At 73.4% G+C, this 18259-nt stretch carries 14 protein-coding genes, 1 tRNA gene and 1 riboswitch; of the genes, 8 read left to right on the top strand and 7 right to left on the bottom strand.

The genetic code is table 11. The features are described from left to right. Nucleotides 1-82 precede the first annotated feature (82 nt). Nucleotides 83-2176: a sigma-70 family RNA polymerase sigma factor gene (locus LWJ43_RS15220; protein WP_277335895.1), complete on the top strand. Its 2094-nt coding sequence runs from the start codon at nucleotides 83-85 to the stop codon at nucleotides 2174-2176. On the opposite strand, the gene LWJ43_RS15225 is transcribed toward LWJ43_RS15220, so the two are convergent. Further along, nucleotides 2163-2330 carry a hypothetical protein gene (locus LWJ43_RS15225; RefSeq protein WP_277332792.1) on the bottom strand — a complete coding sequence of 56 codons (168 nt, stop codon included), beginning with the start codon at nucleotides 2328-2330 and terminating at the stop codon, nucleotides 2163-2165. The genes LWJ43_RS15220 and LWJ43_RS15225 overlap by 14 nt on opposite strands. Before the next feature lie 72 nt (nucleotides 2331-2402). Beyond that, nucleotides 2403-4514: an asparagine synthase-related protein gene (locus LWJ43_RS15230; RefSeq protein ID WP_277332793.1), complete on the bottom strand. Its 2112-nt coding sequence runs from the start codon at nucleotides 4512-4514 to the stop codon at nucleotides 2403-2405. A 942-nt stretch (nucleotides 4515-5456) separates the two neighbouring features. Here LWJ43_RS15230 and LWJ43_RS15235 point away from each other — a divergent pair. The 4 genes from LWJ43_RS15235 to LWJ43_RS15250 all read left to right on the top strand — a co-directional run bounded on the left by LWJ43_RS15235 (nucleotide 5457) and on the right by LWJ43_RS15250 (nucleotide 10774). Beyond that, nucleotides 5457-6953, top strand: coding sequence for a sporulation protein (locus LWJ43_RS15235; RefSeq protein ID WP_277332794.1), 1497 nt, complete (start codon nucleotides 5457-5459; stop codon nucleotides 6951-6953). 140 nt (nucleotides 6954-7093) lie between these two features. Next, the gene (lhgO, locus tag LWJ43_RS15240) at nucleotides 7094-8350 is read left to right on the top strand and encodes an L-2-hydroxyglutarate oxidase (protein ID WP_277332795.1); all 1257 of its coding nucleotides are present in this window, start codon (nucleotides 7094-7096) and stop codon (nucleotides 8348-8350) included. Continuing rightward, entirely contained in the window at nucleotides 8343-9272 is a 930-nt protein-coding gene (gene trmB / locus LWJ43_RS15245; protein WP_277332796.1) for a tRNA (guanosine(46)-N7)-methyltransferase TrmB, read from the top strand. Before lhgO ends, trmB begins: the two co-directional genes overlap by 8 nt. A gap of 71 nt (nucleotides 9273-9343) precedes the next feature. Further along, the gene (locus tag LWJ43_RS15250; protein ID WP_277332797.1) at nucleotides 9344-10774 is read left to right on the top strand and encodes a PrsW family intramembrane metalloprotease; all 1431 of its coding nucleotides are present in this window, start codon (nucleotides 9344-9346) and stop codon (nucleotides 10772-10774) included. 49 nt (nucleotides 10775-10823) lie between these two features. On the opposite strand, the gene LWJ43_RS15255 is transcribed toward LWJ43_RS15250, so the two are convergent. The 5 genes from LWJ43_RS15255 to LWJ43_RS15275 form a co-directional block, all read right to left on the bottom strand. Further along, nucleotides 10824-11768 (bottom strand): aldo/keto reductase, encoded by a 945-nt coding sequence (locus LWJ43_RS15255; RefSeq protein ID WP_277332798.1) that lies wholly within the window; start codon nucleotides 11766-11768, stop codon nucleotides 10824-10826. A gap of 434 nt (nucleotides 11769-12202) precedes the next feature. Next, the gene (locus LWJ43_RS15260) at nucleotides 12203-13243 is read right to left on the bottom strand and encodes a M23 family metallopeptidase (RefSeq protein ID WP_277332799.1); all 1041 of its coding nucleotides are present in this window, start codon (nucleotides 13241-13243) and stop codon (nucleotides 12203-12205) included. Between the two features lie 11 nt (nucleotides 13244-13254). Next, nucleotides 13255-13407: riboswitch (cyclic di-AMP (ydaO/yuaA leader) on the bottom strand. Between the two features lie 233 nt (nucleotides 13408-13640). Further along, on the bottom strand, nucleotides 13641-14798 hold the full coding sequence (locus LWJ43_RS15265; protein ID WP_277332800.1) for a PP2C family protein-serine/threonine phosphatase: 1158 nt from the start codon (nucleotides 14796-14798) through the stop codon (nucleotides 13641-13643). Nucleotides 14799-14931: 133 nt separating this feature from the next. After that, nucleotides 14932-15678, bottom strand: coding sequence for a MerR family transcriptional regulator (locus LWJ43_RS15270; protein ID WP_277332801.1), 747 nt, complete (start codon nucleotides 15676-15678; stop codon nucleotides 14932-14934). A gap of 114 nt (nucleotides 15679-15792) precedes the next feature. Next, nucleotides 15793-15866, bottom strand: a tRNA-Met gene (locus LWJ43_RS15275). A gap of 363 nt (nucleotides 15867-16229) precedes the next feature. Between LWJ43_RS15275 and LWJ43_RS15280 the strand changes: the two genes are divergently transcribed. From LWJ43_RS15280 to LWJ43_RS15290, 3 genes are all read left to right on the top strand, one after another. After that, nucleotides 16230-17615 carry an FAD-binding oxidoreductase gene (locus LWJ43_RS15280; protein WP_277332802.1) on the top strand — a complete coding sequence of 462 codons (1386 nt, stop codon included), beginning with the start codon at nucleotides 16230-16232 and terminating at the stop codon, nucleotides 17613-17615. Nucleotides 17616-17822: 207 nt separating this feature from the next. After that, complete coding sequence (locus tag LWJ43_RS15285) at nucleotides 17823-17975, top strand: hypothetical protein (protein WP_277332803.1); 153 nt, start codon at nucleotides 17823-17825, stop codon at nucleotides 17973-17975. Nucleotides 17976-18034: 59 nt separating this feature from the next. Then, complete coding sequence (locus LWJ43_RS15290) at nucleotides 18035-18256, top strand: hypothetical protein (RefSeq protein ID WP_277332804.1); 222 nt, start codon at nucleotides 18035-18037, stop codon at nucleotides 18254-18256. The last annotated feature ends 3 nt before the right edge of the window (nucleotides 18257-18259 follow it).

Here is an 18259-nt window from a genome sequence, read left to right on the forward strand (position 1 = left end):
TGCTCAGGGTTCGTCGTGGCGCGGCTCTGTGACACTCTTTCCCCCGTATTCGGGTCCGAGGGTGTCTACGGGGGCTTCCGCGATGAGCGGTGAGGCGCAGCAGGAAGAGCCGGCCGACGGTGTCGCTTCCGCGGGAAACGGCGGAGGCACGGAGGCGGAGCCCGGCGGTCCGGCGTCCGCCCGGGAACCCGGCAGGATGCCGAACCGGACGCCCCCGCCCGACCGTTCCGCCGGGACCGGGCAGCCTGACGCCTCGGGCGGTACCGGCTCGGGGGCCGTGCGGCTGGACGATGCCGCCGGTGGCACGGTGCTGCCCGGGCCCTGGCCGCCCGCATCGACCGACGACGGGGCGGCACGGCAGGATCCCGGCGACAGGCCCGATTCCGCCTACGCGGTCCCGCTCCAGCGTGAGGGGCGTGCGGGATCCGCCGATCTCGGCCCCTCCGACGCCCAGTTGATCGAGCGCATGCGTGCGGGGGACGACCGGGCGTACGAGGAACTGTTCCGGCGCCACTCCGGGGCCGTGCGCCGCTATGCCCGTACCTGTTGCCGGGACGCGCACACCGCCGACGACCTGACGGCCGAGGTGTTCGCCCGGACGCTGCAGGCGGTGCGCGGCGGGAAGGGGCCGCAGGAGGCCGTCCGGGCCTACCTCATGACGGCCGTCCGGCACGTCGCCGCCGCGTGGACCAGGAGTGCGAAGCGCGAGCACCTGGTCGACGACTTCGCGGTGTTCGCAGCGCAGGCCACCCGCTCCGCCGAGCTGTCGGAGGCCGACACACTCGACCTCGGCGCCGATGTGCTGGCCATGCACGAGGCGGACCGGTCGATGGCCATGCAGGCCTTCCGCAGCCTGCCGGAACGCTGGCAGGCCGTGCTGTGGCACACCACCGTGGAGGAGGAGTCGCCGAGCGAGGTCGCCCCGTTGTTCGGGCTGACGGCCAATGCCACGGCGGTCCTGGCCGTCCGGGCGCGTGAGGGGCTCAAACAGGCCTATCTGCAGGCTCATGTGAGCCAGTCGCTGACGGCCGGCGGCGACTGCGCTCAGTACGCCGACCGGCTCGGCGCCCATGCCCGGGGCGGTCTGCGGACCCGGGCGGAACGCGGGCTGCGCAAGCATCTCGACGAGTGCGCGAGGTGCCGGGTCGCCGCCGGTGAGCTGGACCGCGTGAACGCCGGCATCCCGGCACTGCTTCCGGTCGCCGTCATCGGCTGGTTCGCGGCGGGTTACGCGGTCAAGGCGGCCGGCGTCGTGGCGGGCGGCGCCGTGGGGGCGGCGGGTGCCGGAGCCGCCGCGGCGGCCACGGGCAGCGCGTCCTCCGGGGGCGGCACGGCGGGAGGAGCGGCGGCGTCGGAAGGGCTCGGCGCTCCGTTGAAGGCCGGGATCGCCGCCGCGGTGGCCGTGGCGGCCGCCGCCGGTCTCCTGTGGGCCCTGGTGGGCGACGAGCGGCCGGCGCCGGAGCAGAAGCCCGTCGCCAAGCCACCCGTCACCGCGCCCGCGGCCCCCGCACCCACGCCGCCGAGGGCGGAACCGGCCCCGAAGCCGTCTGCCCCGCCCGCGTCACCGGCCCCCGAGGCGCCGCCCGCGCCGGAGCCGACACGGACGCCCGGTCCGACGCCCACCCCGCCCCCCACTCCGAAGCAGCCGGCACCGGGGCCCACCCCGGAGCCCACCCCGGCCGAACCCACGCCGGCGCCCACGCCCACCCCGACGCCGGCCCCGAAGGAGCCCGCGCCGAAGGTCTACCAGGTGAACGAGATCGCGTACTCCGTCACCGGTGACCACACCGGTCCCGAGATCCTGCTCGGTGCGAGCAGCGGTGTGTTCTGGCAGCGCGGCGGGCTCTCGGTCGCCTCGACGACGTACGCCCACGGGGTCACCGCCCCCTCCCGCTCGTCGGTCACCGTCCAGCTCAACCGGGCGTGCAGCCGCTACGACGCACTGGCCGGGGTCGACGACCTGACGCTGGGGCTCGGCGCCGTGCGTTTCTCCGTGTACGACGGCGAGGGGGCACGGCTGTGGCAGTCCCCCGTGGTGCGCGGCGGTGAGCCGGCCGTGCCGGTGAGCGTCGGCATCGAGGGCAGGCGGACGATCCGGCTTGTCGTGGAGCCGTCGGGCCCGCTCGGCGACGTCGCGCTGGCGGACTGGGCGGAATCGCGCATCAGCTGCCGCTGAACTCCCGGGCGACGCCGTCCAGGAGACCGAGGACGTCCCGGGGTGTCAGGCCGCGGCCCTGGGCGCTCTCCTTCGCGTACCGCCCGGCCCCCAGCTCCGCGCGGAGCCGCAGCCGCAGCCGCAGCCGCAGCGCCACGGCTGCCCCCTCGGCCATGGTGTCGCGGATGCCGGACGGGACGGCTGAAGGGTGCCGCGGGCCGGAACTGCTGAAGGGCGCGGCGGACGGCTACGGCTGGAGGGTGCGGCGGGCCGGGACGACGCCGCCCGCGACCGCCCGTTGCCGCGGGGCCGCCGTACCGGTCCAGCAGGTGCCCCGGCGGGTGACCAGGCGGCGGAGCCACAGCTCCGTGGACGCCAGCTCGGCCAGGCCGTCCAGGGGGAGGGGCTCCCCCTCGGAGGCCGCGCGCAGCGCCTTGCGTACGACGCGCGCCTCGACGAGGCCCGCGTCGGCGAGCAGCGGGGCGTCGAAGAGTGCGATCAGGTCGGGCAGGGCGGCACGCAGGCCGATGCGCCCGGCCGCGGTGGACGTGGCCTGCGACGGGGTGCCCCAGCCGGGCGGCAGGTCGTGGATCCCGGCGCCCGACAGGACCCGACGCAGGATCGCGGCGCGCGCCCCCGGCTGGACGCGTAGTGATTCGGGGAGGGCGCGGGCCGCCCGCACGACCTGGTTGTCGAGGTAGGGGGCGTGCAGCCGCTGGCTGCGGATCTCCGCCGCCTGTTCCAGGATCCGTTGGTCCGCCGCGTGCCGTGCCAGTGCCGCACGGGCCCTGGCCTCTCCGGGGCGCTGGACGGAGGCGGGCCGGATCGCCGCCTCCTGGAGACGAACCGATACTTCCGCGAGGGCCTCCCCGGTGAGCCACCGCGCGGCCGGGCCGGGGCGTGACCAGGCGAGGGAGGCGAGCGAGGCGTCGGCAGGGGTGTCCAGGTCGGGGGCGTCCCGATTGGCGTCGGGCAGCAGGGACGCGGCCGTCTCGAGCCCGGTGCGGTACGACGTACGGGCCAGTCGGCGGGCGGCCCGGTAGACGGCCAGCGGGACGAACAGGGAGTGGGTGGAGGGGCCTTCGGCTCTGGCGAGGGCGGCGACGGGCCGCAGGAGGTGGCGTCTGCGCCGGTCCATGAGGAGATCGGCCAGCCGGGCCGGGTGCGCGTCCATGACCTGCCGGGCACCGTGACCGACGAAGTGGTCCGCGCTGCCCGCGGACAGCCGGCGGCGGTGGCGTTCGGCGACGACGAGGGAGGGGGACGGTTCGTCGGTGAGCGGGCCGCTCTCCAGCGACGCGTACGGCAGGGCCTCCTCACCCGCCGCCACGACCACGTGGTGCAGACGGGGGTTGGCGGCGATGACCCTGGCGCGCTCCATTTCGTCCTCGTGGCCCTGCGCGGAGAGGTCGTTGAACGTGACGGCCAGCAGTCGTTCGCCCGCGCCCGTGCCGTGGCCCAGCACGGTGCCCGGCAGTCCGGGCAGCCCCGAGGCGAGCAGGGCGAGCGTGGCGGACGCACTGCCGCCGGAGAGGTCGGAGCCGATGCCCGGGACGGGCGCCCCACGGGCCGCACGGCGTTCGGCGGGCCCCATGCCGGGGACGGGTCCGGGGTCGGGCGGCAGCGTCTCCGGGGCGTGGCGCGGGGCCGTCAGCCGTGCGCGCACGGCTTCGACGAGCGCGTCCCGTACGCCCTCGACCGCGCTCACCGGGTCGGCCTGGGGGGCCGCGACGGCGAGCGAGGCCACCGCTTCGTACCCGGTGATCTCGCGCGATCCCTCCCGGAGGATCAGCGCGTGCCCGGGCGGGATCCGCTTCACCCCCGCGTACGGGGTGCCGTCGCCCAGCGCCTCCGGGGTCTCGGGGCAGGCGAGCAGCGCGGCGAGATGACCGATGTCCAGCTGCGCCTCGATGAGGTCGGCGAGGGGGAGGGCGGCGGTGGCGTAGGCGGTGCCGTTGGCCCACGGCGTGTGGAAGACGGGGCGCGCGCCGGCGAGGTCCCCGGCGACGGTGATGCGACGGCCGATCTGCACGACGGCCGTGTAACTGCCGGACCACGCCGTGAGATGCCGCAGTGCCCCGCCGCGGGCGGCAAGCAGCCCGACGCGGAGCTGTTCGTCGGTGGCCCCGCAACAGCCGAGAACGGCGAGGCGGGTGGTGGGCGCCCCTTCGGGGGTCGCGACCGTGATGACGCGGATCTCGTCGGGACGCCAGTCACCGACGGCCCAGAGCGGATCCGGATCGCCCCACAGGAGCTGGGAGCCGACCGGGTGCACGGTGCGCCCCTCCCCGTGGTGGCCGACCGCGCCCACGGTGCCGAAACTCGCGGCGATACTGCTCCACCCCACCAACCAACGCATCGCCGCCTCCACAGGCTGTGGACGAACCGGCGTGCCAGGACACGGGAACGCCGTCGCGGGACATGCTGCCACGACAACGGCGCCCGGGAGGGGGTACGGGCGGCGCACACCGGATGTGCATGCGCCCCTGGCAAAGGCCTGGCCACGGCTCCGGGGGATCCCCCGCAACGGAATGGGATCTTCGGGGAGTTGCGGCAGCCGGCCCCGGAGACGGCCCCGCCTCGGCCGCGTCGAGGAACCCACGTAATCCGGCCATAGTCGGGCGGCCGCGCAGAGCCTTGCCCGACGGGCACTTTCCGGCCATTTTCCGATCGCGGAGGAACCGCGCGTTTCGCCCCCGCCGACACGCCGAGGACACCCGCGCACGGCTTCCCCCCCGGCCGCCGGCGTTCCTTCCCCGGGACTCACGGAACCACCCCGCGACGGTCCTCCCGGGTGCCGCGGCGTGCGGGCCGGCGCATCCCCCCGGTGCGCCGGCCCGCACGTCCGCTTCCCGAACCCCCGCCCGTGCGGCGCACAGTCCGGGAGGTGTCATCACCTCCCGGACCGGTTCGCCGCCCGCGGGGATTGGGGCGGCGGTCTCCCCCAGCCCGCCGAGTCCAGTTCGGCGGGCCGACCCACGCAGGACCCATCGAAGCGCTTGCGATTCGGCCGGGGCAGAGCGCACGGCCGGGCGCACGGCCACACATCCGGAGCACGGCTCCTCGGCGCCTCGCACCGCACGGGCAACATTCCCGCCATACGGAGGTCTGCCCCTTAACGGTGGGGATGCGGCGAACTACGCTGGGTTTACCGATGTTCTCGGCAGGGCGGCATATTCCACGGGGCCTGGCCAAATGCGTGTGCGGCCGGAGTGCCCGGGACCGTAGCTGGGGAGAACACGGTACGAATGCCGCGCGCCCGACGGTGACGCGGCAGCCGTCTGTGTGTCGAGGGGTGGCCATGTCCAGGGAGCAACGCGGGCCGAACGAGAAGCTCGGCACGGTTCTCGCCCTCGCGGGAATCAGCAACGCCGGGCTCGCCCGGCGGGTCAACGACCTCGGTGCGCAGCGTGGTCTGACACTTCGTTACGACAAGACGTCGGTGGCCCGGTGGGTCGCCAAGGGCATGGTGCCGCAGGGCGCGGCGCCCCATCTCATCGCGGCGGCGATAGGGGCCAAACTCGGCCGTCCCGTGCCGCTGCACGAGATCGGGCTCGCCGACGCCGATCCGACCCCCGAGATCGGCCTGGCCTTCCCCCGCGACGTGGGTGAGGCGGTGCGGTCGGCGACGGATCTGTACCGGCTGGACCTCGCGGGCCGCCGGGGCGGCGGCGGGATCTGGCAGTCGCTGGCCGGCTCCTTCGCGGTGAGCGCCTATGCGACCCCCGCGTCCCGGTGGCTCATAACCCCCGCCGATCCGTCGGTGGCACGGGACCCGGCGGCCGCCCAGGCCGCGCTTCTCGGCCCGGAGGGCGCACCCGGGGCGCAGATTCCCGTCCAGCCGGGCCCGGACGCCGCGGGAGCGGCCGACGGCACGCTGCTGCGTGTCGGCCACAGCGACGTGAGCAAGCTTCGCGAGGCCGCTCAGGACGCGCGCAGGTGGGATTCCAAGTACGGCGGTGGCGACTGGCGTTCCTCCATGGTCCCGGAGTGCTTACGGGTCGACGCCGCACCGCTCCTGCTGGGCTCCTACAGCGACGAGGTGGGCAGGGCGCTCTTCGGCGCCTCCGCCGAGCTGACCAGGCTCGCCGGGTGGATGGCCTTCGACACCGGTCAGCAGGAGGCCGCCCAGCGCTACTACATCCAGGCGCTCCGCCTGGCCCGCGCCGCCGCCGACGTACCCCTGGGCGGTTACGTGCTGGCGTCGATGTCCCTGCAGGCGACCTACCGGGGATTCGCCGACGAGGGCGTCGACCTCGCCCAGGCCGCCGTCGAACGCAACCGCGGGCTCGCCACCGCACGGACCATGAGCTTCTTCCGGCTCGTGGAGGCGCGCGCCCACGCCAAGGCCGGCGACGCACCGGCCGCGGGGGCCGCGCTCCGGGCCGCCGAGAGCTGGCTGGAGCGCTCCCGGACCGGAGACTCCGACCCGGCGTGGCTCGGGTTCTACTCGTACGACAGGTTCGCCGCCGACGCCGCCGAGTGCTACCGCGACCTCAAGGCGCCGCGCCAGGTGCGGCGCTTCACCGAGCAGGCCCTGTCGAAACCCACCGACGAGTTCGTCCGTTCCCACGGGCTGCGGCTCGTCGTGTCCGCGGTCGCCGAGCTGGAGTCGGGCAACCTCGACGCGGCCTGCGCCGCGGGGACCCGGGCGGTGGAGGTGGCCGGCCGTATCTCCTCGGCGCGCACCACGGAGTACGTACGCGACCTGCTGCACCGCCTCGAGCCGTACGGGGACGAGCCCCGGGTGGCCGAGCTGCGGGAGCGGGCCCGTCCCCTCCTCGTCTCCCCCGCCTGATCCGCACGCCGCACCCGGTGCCGCCGGTACGCCCCGGTTTCACCGGGTCCGGGCGCGAAACGTTTCGCCACGCGCGCGCCGTCTCTGGTTTGAGCCCGCTGTCAGTGGGTCAGTGCACTATCGGGGTGGGAGGTGGCGTGATGATGACGCACGCGGCGTACGACTGCGACGTGCTGGTGATCGGTGGCGGAATCGTCGGTCTGTCGACCGCGTACGCGATCACGCGCACCGCGCCGGGCACCCGGGTCACGGTGCTGGAGAAGGAGTGGGGCCCGGCCCGGCATCAGACCGGGCGTAACAGCGGGGTGATCCACAGCGGCATCTACTACCCGCCGGGCTCGCTCAAGGCGCGCTACGCGGTGCGGGGCGCCGCCGAGCTGGTGGAGTTCTGCGCGGAGCACGGGATCGACCACGCGGTGACGGGCAAGCTGATCGTCGCGACGGACAGCGCGGAGCTGCCCCGGCTCCACTCCCTGGTGCAGCGCGGCCGGGCGCACGGCCTGCCGGTCCGGGAGCTCGGCCCCGCCCAGATCACGGAGTACGAGCCGCGGGTGCGCGGTCTGGCGGCGATCCGCGTCGGGACGACCGGGGTGTGCGACTTCACCGCGGTGGCCGTCCGCTTCGCCGCCGAGGTGACCGCCTCCGGCGGGCAGATCCGTTACGGCGCGGAGGTCGTCGCCGTCGACCGGCGCCCATGGGGTGTCGCGGTGCGCTCGGCCGACGGCCAGGTGGTCAGGGCTCGTGTGCTGGTCAACTGCGCGGGACTGCACAGCGACCGGATCGCGCTGCTCGCGGGCGACGAGCCGGGGGCCCGCATCGTGCCGTTCCGCGGGGAGTACTACGAGCTGGCCAGGCCCGAGCTGGTGCGCGGCCTCGTCTATCCGGTACCGGACCCCGCGTTCCCCTTCCTCGGCGTGCATCTGACCCGGGGCGTCGACGGCTCGGTCCACGTCGGGCCCAACGCCGTGCCGGCACTGGCCCGCGAGGGATACGGCCGGACGGTCGTCCGCCCGGGCGAGCTGGCCGCCACCCTGGCCTGGCCCGGCTCCTGGCGGATCGCCCGGCGCCACTGGCGGTACGGAGCCGGCGAGATGCACAGATCCCTGTCGAAGAGCGCGTTCACCCGGGCCGTCCGGCGTCTGCTGCCGGAGGTGACGGAGGCCGATCTGCGGCCCTCCCCGGCCGGCGTCAGGGCCCAGGCGGTCCTGCGGGACGGCACCCTGGTGGACGACTTCCTGATCCGGGACGCCCCGCACACCGTGCACGTGCTGAACGCCCCGTCCCCCGCGGCCACCGCGTCCCTGCCCATCGGGAGGGAGGTGGCGCGACGGGCCCTGCTGCGGGCACGCGCGACGGGGTGGACGCCTCCCGCCGTAGAATCGGGTCATTGTGTCTGAGCCCCTGAACCCCACCCCAGAGACGCCCGGCCCCGTCCCGGAAACGCCCGGCCCGACGCCGCAGACCGCGCCCGGCGCCGGCCTCGACGTCGCGCCGGCCCCTTCCGGCACGGATGCCGGCACGGATGCCGCCACCGACGCCGAAGCGGACGCGGCGGCGCGCCGTGCCGCCTCCTTCGAGCGCCAGCGGAGACTGCGCCAGGAGCCCCGCTTCCCCGGCGGCCCCGCTGCCGACCCGGCGGGCTCGCACCACGAGCGCCGGATCCGCAGCTTCCAGCCGCGCCGCAGCCGGGTCACCACCGGCCAGGAGGACGCCCTTCAGCGGCTGTGGCCCAAGTGGGGCCTCGACATCGACGGCCGCAGTGTCCTCGACCTCCCCACGCTGTTCGACGGCCTCCCGGTGGTCCTGGAGATCGGTTTCGGCATGGGTGAGGCGACGGCCCAGATGGCGGCCGACGACCCGGGCACCGGAATCCTCGCCGTCGACGTGCACACGCCCGGCCAGGGGAACCTGCTGGGTCTCGCGGAGCGGGCAGGGGTCTCCAACGTCCGCGTCGCCAACGGCGACGCGATCATCCTGCTCCGCGAGATGCTGGAACCGGCCGCCCTGGACGGGCTCCGGGTGTACTTCCCCGACCCGTGGCCCAAGAAGCGGCACCACAAGCGCCGGCTGATCCAGCCGGAGTTCCTCGACCTGGTGGCGCGGCGGCTGAAGCCGGGCGCGGTCGTCCACTGCGCGACGGACTGGGAGCCGTACGCCGAACAGATGCTGGAAGTCCTGTCGGCACACCCCTTGTTCGAGAACACCCAGGAGGACGGGGGCTACGCGCCGCGGCCCGCGTTCCGGCCGCTGACCCGCTTCGAGGGCCAAGGCCTGGACAAGGGGCACGTCGTGCACGACGTGCTGTTCACCCGTCGCTGATCAGCCATCGACCGGGCACCCCGCCCCCCGCGGCGTGGCCAGGTGTCAGTCGCCCTCGTTAGGGTCGTCGGATGTCCGAGGGGTCCGTGCAGCACCAGCAGCCGGCCGTCCCGGTTCTCGAGGGGCAGCAGCTCGACGAGTTCCTGGGTGCCGTCCCGGAGCGAGGCCAGTGGCGTTACCGGCCCCGCCGCGTCGGCATGGTCTGGCGCAGCAAGGCGTTCCGTGCCGGTGCGGTGATCACGGTGCTCGCGCTCTGCGGTCTGGTGATCCTCGCGCTGGTGCGTCAGCAGACGGGCACCGAGGGATTCCTGGTGGGTCTCGGGCTGGCGGTGCTGCCCGTGCCGCTGCTGATGGCGGCCTTCCGCTGGCTCGACCGGGTGGAGCCGGGCCCGTGGCGGAACCTGCTGTTCGCCTTCGCCTGGGGTGCGTGCGCAGCCGCGCTCGTGGCCATCATCGCCAACTCGTTCGCGACCCGGTGGATAGCCACGGCGACCGCGGATCCGGCGAGCGCCGACACCCTCGGGGCCACGCTCGTCGCCCCGGTCGTCGAGGAGAGCGCGAAGGCCGTCGCGATCCTGCTGATCTTCCTCTTCCGCAGACGGCAGTTCGGCGGAATCGTCGACGGCATCGTGGTCGCCGGCTTCACCGCGACCGGCTTCGCCTTCACCGAGAACATCCTCTACCTGGGCAACGCCTTCGGCGAGGACCAGCAGCTCGGCACCACGGGCTTCGCCTCCGTGACCGCCGGGACGTTCTTCGTACGCGTGGTGATGTCGCCGTTCGCCCACCCCCTGTTCACCGTGCTCTCCGGGATCGGCTTCGGCATCGCCGCGCTCGGCGGCGCGCGTCACCGGGTGCGCCGCGTCGTCCTGCCCCTGGTCGGGCTCGTCCTCGCCATGGGCACGCACGCCCTGTGGAACGGCTCGTCGGCCTTCGGGCCGTACGGGTTCTACCTCGTGTACGGCGCCTTCATGATGCCGTCCTTCGGCCTGGTGACCTGGCTGGCGGTCTCATCGCGCCGGCGGGAGCTGCGCACGCTCTCCACCGAGCTGCCGGTGTACGCGGCGGCCGGCTGGCTGGCCCCCGCCGAGCCGCTCGCCCTGGCCTCGATGCGGGCACGGGGCATGGCGCGTGACATGGCCAGGCACTGGAACAGCCATACGGACCGCGCCCGGGGCAAGGCCGCGGCCCGGGCCGTCGCCGAGTACGAATCGTTCGCGACGTCCCTGGCCATGCTGCGCCGGAGGGCCCGCCACGACGGCGCGGGCCCGGACTTCGCCCTGCGCGAGCAGGAGTTGCTGCACCACCTCTGGCAGCGCCGGGAGATCGCGGGACCGGCCCTGTCGTACGCGGCCCACGCGACGGGCCTGCTACGCGTCCACCGGCCGCCCGTGCCGCCCCCGTTCCCGCGCCACCACCCCCACGGCGGCCCGCCGCCGCGGCAGCTTCCCGCACCGCACCGGCACTACGGGGGCCACAACCCCTACAGGGACAGCCCTTAGGCGGACGGCGAACACCGCCGCCCGCACAGGGGCGTCCGCGCGGGTGGCCTCAGGCGGAGGCCTCGGTCAGCTCCGCGAGCTCCGGCCCGGTCAGCCGCAGGCCGGCCACCGCCACGAGCGCGGGCAGCTGTTCCACCGTGCGCGCGGAGGCGATCGGCGCGACCACGGTGGGCCGGGAGGCGAGCCAGGCGAGGGCGACCGTGGCGATCTCGGCGTCGTGCTCCTGAGCGATCCTGTCGAGCGCCGCGAGCACCTTGCGGCCGCGCTCGGTCTCCAGGTGCTTGCCGGCGCCCTCGGCCCGAGCGCTCTCGACGGCCGTCCCCGGCCGGTACTTGCCGGTGAGGAATCCGGCGGCGAGCGCGAAGTACGGGACCGCGGCGAGACCGGCGGCGGCCGCCGTGTCCTGGAGGGGGCCCTCGTAGGTGTCGCGCGAGACCAGGTTGTAGTGCGGCTGCAGCGCGACATAACGCGCCAGACCCTCGCGCTCGGAGAAGTCCAGGGAGGCCCGGAGGCGCTCGGGGCTGATGTTGGAGGCGGCGATCTCCCGCACCGTCCCTGCCTTCACCAGCTGGTCGAGCGCCGTGATGATCTCCTCGACGGGGACGCTCTCGTCGTCGAAGTGCGTGTAGTACAGATCGATGTGGTCGGTTCCGAGCCGGCGCAGCGACGCCTCGGCCGCCGCCTTGATCGTGGTGGCCGAGAGCCCCTTGTACGAGGGGTGGGCACCGACCTTGGTGGCGATGACGACGTCGTCGCGGCGGGAGCGGGCCGCCAGCCACCTGCCGATGAGAGTCTCCGACTCACCGCCCTCGTTGCCCGGGATCCAGGCGGAGTAGGAGTCGGCGGTGTCGATGAAGTTGCCGCCGGCCGCGACGTACGCGTCGAGGACGGCGAACGTCCGCTCCTCGTCGGCGGTCCAGCCGAAGACGTTGCCGCCGAGGGCGAGGGGAAAGACCTGAAGGCTCGAGGAACCGAGCGGGCGCAAAGACGTCATGCCCAGGGACAACCAGCGGGCGGAGGCAACTATTCCGTTCCGACGGCGCCGCGCCCGGGGCCTCCCGCACGGGCCGCCCGCGCCGGGGCTCTCGATCCGCGGTCCCGGACAGGCCGACGGCCCTGACGTCGGGGGGTTGTGCGTCAGGGCCGCCGGGGTTCTGGTGCGGCGATCGCCGTTGCCGGGCGTCGCGTCCGTACCGGGTCGGGCTCGCGCCGGGCATGTGTGATCCGGTTCGGCCCAGGTGCCCGCGCCACCGGGCCTTCCCGGAACCGGCGCGCGGCCGCGGAACGTGAGACCGAGCGCGGGACCGGACCAGGGGAACGAGCCCAGGACCGGACCCTGAGAGCAAACCCAGGACCGACCGTGGCTCGCGATCCCGGACCGGGCCGGGCATGTGCGCCCCGTCCGGGTCCGACGGGAGGGCCCGGGAGTCAGATCGTGAGGCCCTTGCCGCGGAGCCACGCCATCGGGTCGATGCCCGCGCCGTCCGCGGTGTGGATCTCCAGGTGCAGGTGAGCGCCCGTCACGTTGCCGGTCGCGCCGACACGGCCGATCGTCTGGCCGGTGGTGACCTTCTGGCCCGCGGTCACGTCCATCGAGGACTGGTGGCAGTACCAGACCTCGGTGCCGTCGTCGAGCTCCAGGACCGTGCGGTAGCCGTACGAACCGGAGTAGCCGGCCGACTTCACCGTGCCGCTGTGCACGGCCTTGACCGGGGTCCCGGTCGGGGCCGCGAAGTCCAGCCCGGTGTGGTGGCCGGAGGACCACATCGAACCGGCCTGACCGAAGGTCGAGCTGATGTAGTACGACGAGGTCGGGACGGCGTAGCTGGCTGCGAGCTTGGCGAGGCGCTCGGCCTCCGCCTTCTTCTTCGCCGCCTCTTCGGCCGCCTTCTTCTTGGCGGCTGCCTCGGCCTCGGCCACGCTCTGCTGCTTCGCCGCCTGGGCCGCGGCCGCCTCGACCGCGGCCTTCTCCTCCGCGGCCTTGGCCTCGGCGTCGGCTCCGGCCTGCTGCTGCTCGGCCTGCTGGAGGATCCGGGCGCGCAGCGCCTCGCCCGCGTCGGTGGTCCCCGTCTCCGCCTCGGCTGCGGTGATGCCCGCAGTGGTGAGGGGGGAGGCCGCGGCGACCGTCTCGTGGTCCGAGTCGGAGTCGCCGGACATGAACGCACCCACGCCGGGCAGGGACTTGGCGTCAGGAAGATTGTCCGCGATGGAATCGGGAAGAGAGATGGAGACCGGGGGCTTGCTCTGCGCGGTGGCCATGCCACCCGCGCCGACGGCCGCGATGACCCCGACGCCGAGGACGGTGGAGCTACGGGCGAGGCCGCGCTGCTTGGCTACGCGATGCCGGCCGCGTACGGGACGGATGGACTCCTCGGTGGGGTTCCATTCCTCCCAAGTCCTGCCCTCATCACCGAAGCTGTCGGTCCTGAAGGGTGACGGGGCCTCGGGGGCAGGCTGATTGGACGCCACGTGGGCGCACTCCTTTCCTTCCTTCTCGCCTACCGGGTTAGCTGACGGGTTCGGAGCAGGAAGGTCTCCTACGGACCCCTTCGTCCCTCACGAGACACAGGTGTCCGATTCACCCCATGTAGGTGGTTCCCCGGTTCCCTTGCGGAATTCGGCGCTGCGCACGGTGCCGTCTCTTGCGACGGCGGGTACAACCGCGCTGCGTTATCGAACGTTAATAGACACCCGGGTCCGATTCCAAGCTGTTCCCACAGATCGTTCACGCCCCTGGCCTGGACTTACAGGGGTCAAACGGGCGCAAACGGGCGAGTTGCGTGCGCATGATCCGGCCGCCACTTTCTGACGGTGCGTCAAATGTTATGCGGAGCGGGGTCCTTCGACTACCGACCGTCGCGACCGGTCATTCACTGTCCCGCCGCACGATCTTCACGGTGGTCCGGCGCCCCTGCTGGCCCCTCGCCGGACGGGCCACGGCGAGCAGCGCCAGGTCGTCCGTCGACCGTCCGCCCGTGTGCAGCCGTACGTCGTCGGTGAGCGCGGACAGCAGCTCCTCGGGCCCCGGGAAGAGCCGGCCGCGCAGCCGGTCCGCCGGGTCGTAGAAGACCCCCGCCCCGTCCCGCGCCTCGGAGAGCCCGTCGGTGAACGCCAGGAACATCGCCCCGGCCGGCAGGGTCCACTCGTCGGAACGGTCGGGCCACGCGCCGAGCCCCATCCCGAGGGGCAGGGCGGGCGTGGTCGGCGCCAGTACCTCGAGCGCCCCGTCCGGGTGCAGCACGAGCGGCTCCGGGTGTCCGCGGTTGATGACCCGCAGCGTGTCCGAGCCGACCGGGAGCTCCGCCAGGACGGCGGTGACGAACCCCTCCATGGAGTCGAGCCCGCCCCGCCGCGAGCCCTCCCGGGCCAGCGCCCGCTCAAGCCGCTGGGCCACCCCCTCCAACGACCTCTCCTGCTCGGCGGCCTCCCGGAACGCCCCGATCACCACGGCCACCGCCGCCACGGCGTCCAGCCCCTTGCCCCGGACGTCCCCGACGACCAGGCGCACCCCGTGCGGCGTGTCCGCGACGGCGAACAGGTCGCCGCCGACGAACTCGTCCGCCTGGGCCGCCTCGTACCGCGCCGCGACCAGCATCCCGCCGATCCGGTCCTCGGGCTTCGGCAGCACCGCGCGCATCGCGGTCTCCGCGATGACCCTGGCCGAGGCCAGTTGCTCGTTCCCGCGGCGCACGACGCGGTTGATGACGAGGGAGAGCGCGGCGACGGTCACCAGGGTGAGCAGATCAGTGATCGGTACGACCCCGGCGATCACGCCGTCCGACAACCGGATGGCGAGCACGACGAGGATCGCCGCCGCTGCGACCCGGACGGTGCCGGCCAGCGAGAAGAAGGGGGCGGCGATCAGCGGGGCGGCGGCGAAGAGCGGCACCGCGGTGACCTCGACCGGCGTACTGATGTCGAAGGCCACCCCGAGACAGATCATCAGGGCGGGCAGCGCGCGCACGAACCGCCGGGAACGCGAGTACCCGGCAACGCCCCCTCGCCGTCCGTCCCGCTTCCCCACCTGTGTACTCCCGCCCGGTCCACCCACGGCTGCGGACGGTACCGCGCCCCGCCCCGGCCGCCCGGAGCCGCGCCGGACGGCGGCTCGCCATCGGCCGAAGGGAGGAGCGCGCCGGAGCCCCGCACCCCGGAGGTCAGTCGGAGAGCCGGCGCTGCGCGTAGATCGTCAGTGCATCCCGTACGAAGACGGCAGTTCCGTCTCCGTGGCGATCGTAGTTCCTCCCGAAGCGCGGATCGGCGACGTACGTCTCCCCGAGCCCCGTCACATACGCACGGGTCACCTCGGCCGTCGCCGACAGCCAGGCGCAGTGCCGCCGCGCGATGTCCTGCGCCTCCTCACCGCCGGGCTCCAGGCCGGCCGCCCTGGCCGCCCCGTAGTCCCGGGCGATGTCCTCGTGCACGGCCTGGAAACGGGCGCGCCCGGCCTCGCCCAGGCCACGCCACCACCGGCCGCTCCGTTCGTACGCCTCCCGGCCCCAGCGCTCCGTGACCTCCTCCTCGTACGCCGTGTGATCGAAGCCGTCGAGCACTTCCTCGGCCATGAGTTCCTCTCCTCTCCCGGTCCTGTGGAGAGTGGTCCGCACCGAGGCGATCTGCCGCCCGATGCGCTCCCGCTCCTGCTCCAGCAGCCGCAGATGAGCCCGGAGAGCCGCCGAGGTGTCCCGCTGCCCTTCGAGTACGTCCTTGATCGCGGGCAGCGAGAGTCCCAGCTCCCTCAGCAGCAGGATGCGCTGGAGACGGACCAGGGCCTCCTGGTCGTAATAGCGGTAGCCGTTGGCGCCCGTGCGGCTCGGCACGAGGAGACCGACGTCTCCGTAGTGCCGGAGGGTCCGGCTCGTGGTGCCGGCCCGCCGGGCGATTTCCTGTATGGACCACTCCATGCCGGAAACGCTAGATCTTTACGCGACGTCAAGGTCAAGCCCGTCACCACCGACCGGGCGACGGCATACGACAGAGGCCCGGATCCTTGGAAGGATCCGGGCCTCTGTCTTCAGTAGCGGGGACAGGATTTGAACCTGCGACCTCTGGGTTATGAGCCCAGCGAGCTACCGAGCTGCTCCACCCCGCGTCGTTGTGAGAACAACTCTACGCCATCCGGGAGGGTGCTCCGACCACGCATGCCCGTCGCGCCCCGCACGCCTCACGTCACCGGGAGTCTCCCGGATGTCTCCGATGGATCAACCCCCTTTCGGGCGAACGGAGTTGAAGGAGATCAGCGCATGATCAGAATTGCTGCCGCACTTCGCGATCCCGCAGCCCGCCCGTACCGGTCCGCATCCCGCCGCTCCGCGATTGCGCGGCCCCCGGAGCGGCGGGACGCTGGAGGGGCAAGCTTTTTCGGTGTCCGGTCCCGTCCGCGGTGCCGGCGTCGGCCGGCGACCCCCTGAGGTGGTGCCGGAGCGGCCGGGCGCACGCGCACTAGGAGACGATCATGGACGGCGCCCTCCTCGAGGCGATGGGAACCGCTCTGCGAGGCCCGGTCATCGGCCCGGACGACCAGGAGTACGGGCAGGCCCGCACGGTGTACAACGCCATGATCGACAAGAAACCGGCGGCCGTCGTCATGTGCCACGACACGGCGGACGTCATGGAGGCCGTGAGGTTCGTCCGCGAGAACGGCCTGGACGTGGCCGTCCGGGGCGGCGGGCACAGCGGCCCCGGGCTCTGCCTCGCCGACGGCGCGGTCACGCTCGACCTCTCCCCCATGCGCGGCGTGCGGGTCGACCCGGCCACCCAGACCGCCCAGGCCGACGGGGGTGCGACGCTGGGCGACTTCGACCACGCCACCCACGCGTTCGGCCTCGCCACTCCGGCGGGCATCATGTCCACGACCGGGATCGGTGGACTCACCCTCGGCGGCGGCCACGGATACCTCACCCGCAAGTACGGCCTCTCGGTGGACAACCTGGTCTCCGCGGACGTGGTCCTGGCCGACGGCACCTTCGTCTCCGCGAACCCGAGCGAGCACTCCGACCTGTTCTGGGCGCTCCGGGGCGGCGGCGGGAACTTCGGTGTCGTCACGTCGTTCGACTTCGAGCTGCACCCCGTGGACACGGTGGGCGTCGCCATCACCCTGTGGCCCCTGGAGCTCTTCCGCGACGTCATCCGGTGGTACCGCGACTTCCTGCCGCAGGCACCGGACGACCTGTACGGCTTCTTCGCGTCGCTCACGGTCCCGCCCGGGCCGCCCTTCCCCGAGGAGATCCACGGCCGGAAGATGTGCGGGGTCATCTGGTCCTCGACGGCGGACCCGGAATCCCTGGGCGAGACCCTCGCCGTCGTGAACGAACCCGGCCCGCCCGCCTTCCACTTCACGGCCCCGATGCCCTACCCGGTCCTGCAGAGCATGTTCGACGCGCTGATGCCGGCCGGTCTCCAGTGGTACTGGCGCGGTGACTTCTTCGACCGGATCACGGACGACGCCGTCGACGTGCACGCCTCCTTCGCGGAGAAGCTCCCCACCGGGCTGTCGACCATGCACCTGTACCCGGTCGACGGTGCGGCGGGCCGTGTCGGCCCCGACGACACCGCCTGGGCCTACCGCGACGCCCACTGGTCGGGCGTCATCGCCGGCATCGACCCCGACCCGGCCAACGCGGCGGCGCTGCGGGAGTGGGCCGTCGGCTACTGGGAGGCGCTGCACCCGCACTCCATGGGCGGCGGCTACGTGAACTTCATCGGCACCGACGAGTCCCAGGACCGGGTCAGGGCCACCTACCGCGGTCATTACGACCGGCTCGCGGAGGCCAAGGGAACGTACGATCCGCACAACCTCTTCCGCGCAAACCAGAACATCGAGCCCGCACCGCCGCACTGACCGTCACGCCGGGCCCGCAATACCGAGGGAAAGCAGTGCTGAGAGGGTTACAGTCTGCGTAGACCGCCGCACAATGATCCGGACGCCCCCGGAGCGGCGCGAACCGGTAGTGGCACTTCGTCGCCGTACCGGTCGGGACCAGCCCGGCATCCAGCGCGGCAGCTCGGTCACGGGGCTCTCACCACACCTACGTACAGGACACCTGAGATGACCGACATGCCTGCCCGCACGATCCAGCGGCGCGCCGACAGCGCGACTGTGACCGCCGACACGGGCGCTGCGGATCCGCTGCCCACGCCGCAGTACGCGGGTCTGTTCATCGAGCCCGACCTGCCGCCGTTCACCGACGAATCCGAGTGACCGGGGGACCCGCGACCGCCCCTGAGTGACCGGCCCGGCCGGACGGTCGTTGGGAGACCATGCGCATCCGTATCGGCGTGGTCGTCCTCGCAGTGGTCCTGCTGATCGCCGCGTTCATCTCGAACATCCCGTCCGGGGCAGAGACCGAGGCGGCCTGCCGACGGGCCCTCGACAACCTGTCGACGTGGACCAACCGTCCGGAGGTGTGCCTCGACGTGTCCTCGGAGACCTACCGGACGTTCCTCCTGATGTACCAGCTGCGGGAGGAGGGCCTGGACTAGGTC

It is taken from the genome of Streptomyces sp. JH34 (assembly GCF_029428875.1).
Taxonomy (GTDB): domain Bacteria; phylum Actinomycetota; class Actinomycetes; order Streptomycetales; family Streptomycetaceae; genus Streptomyces.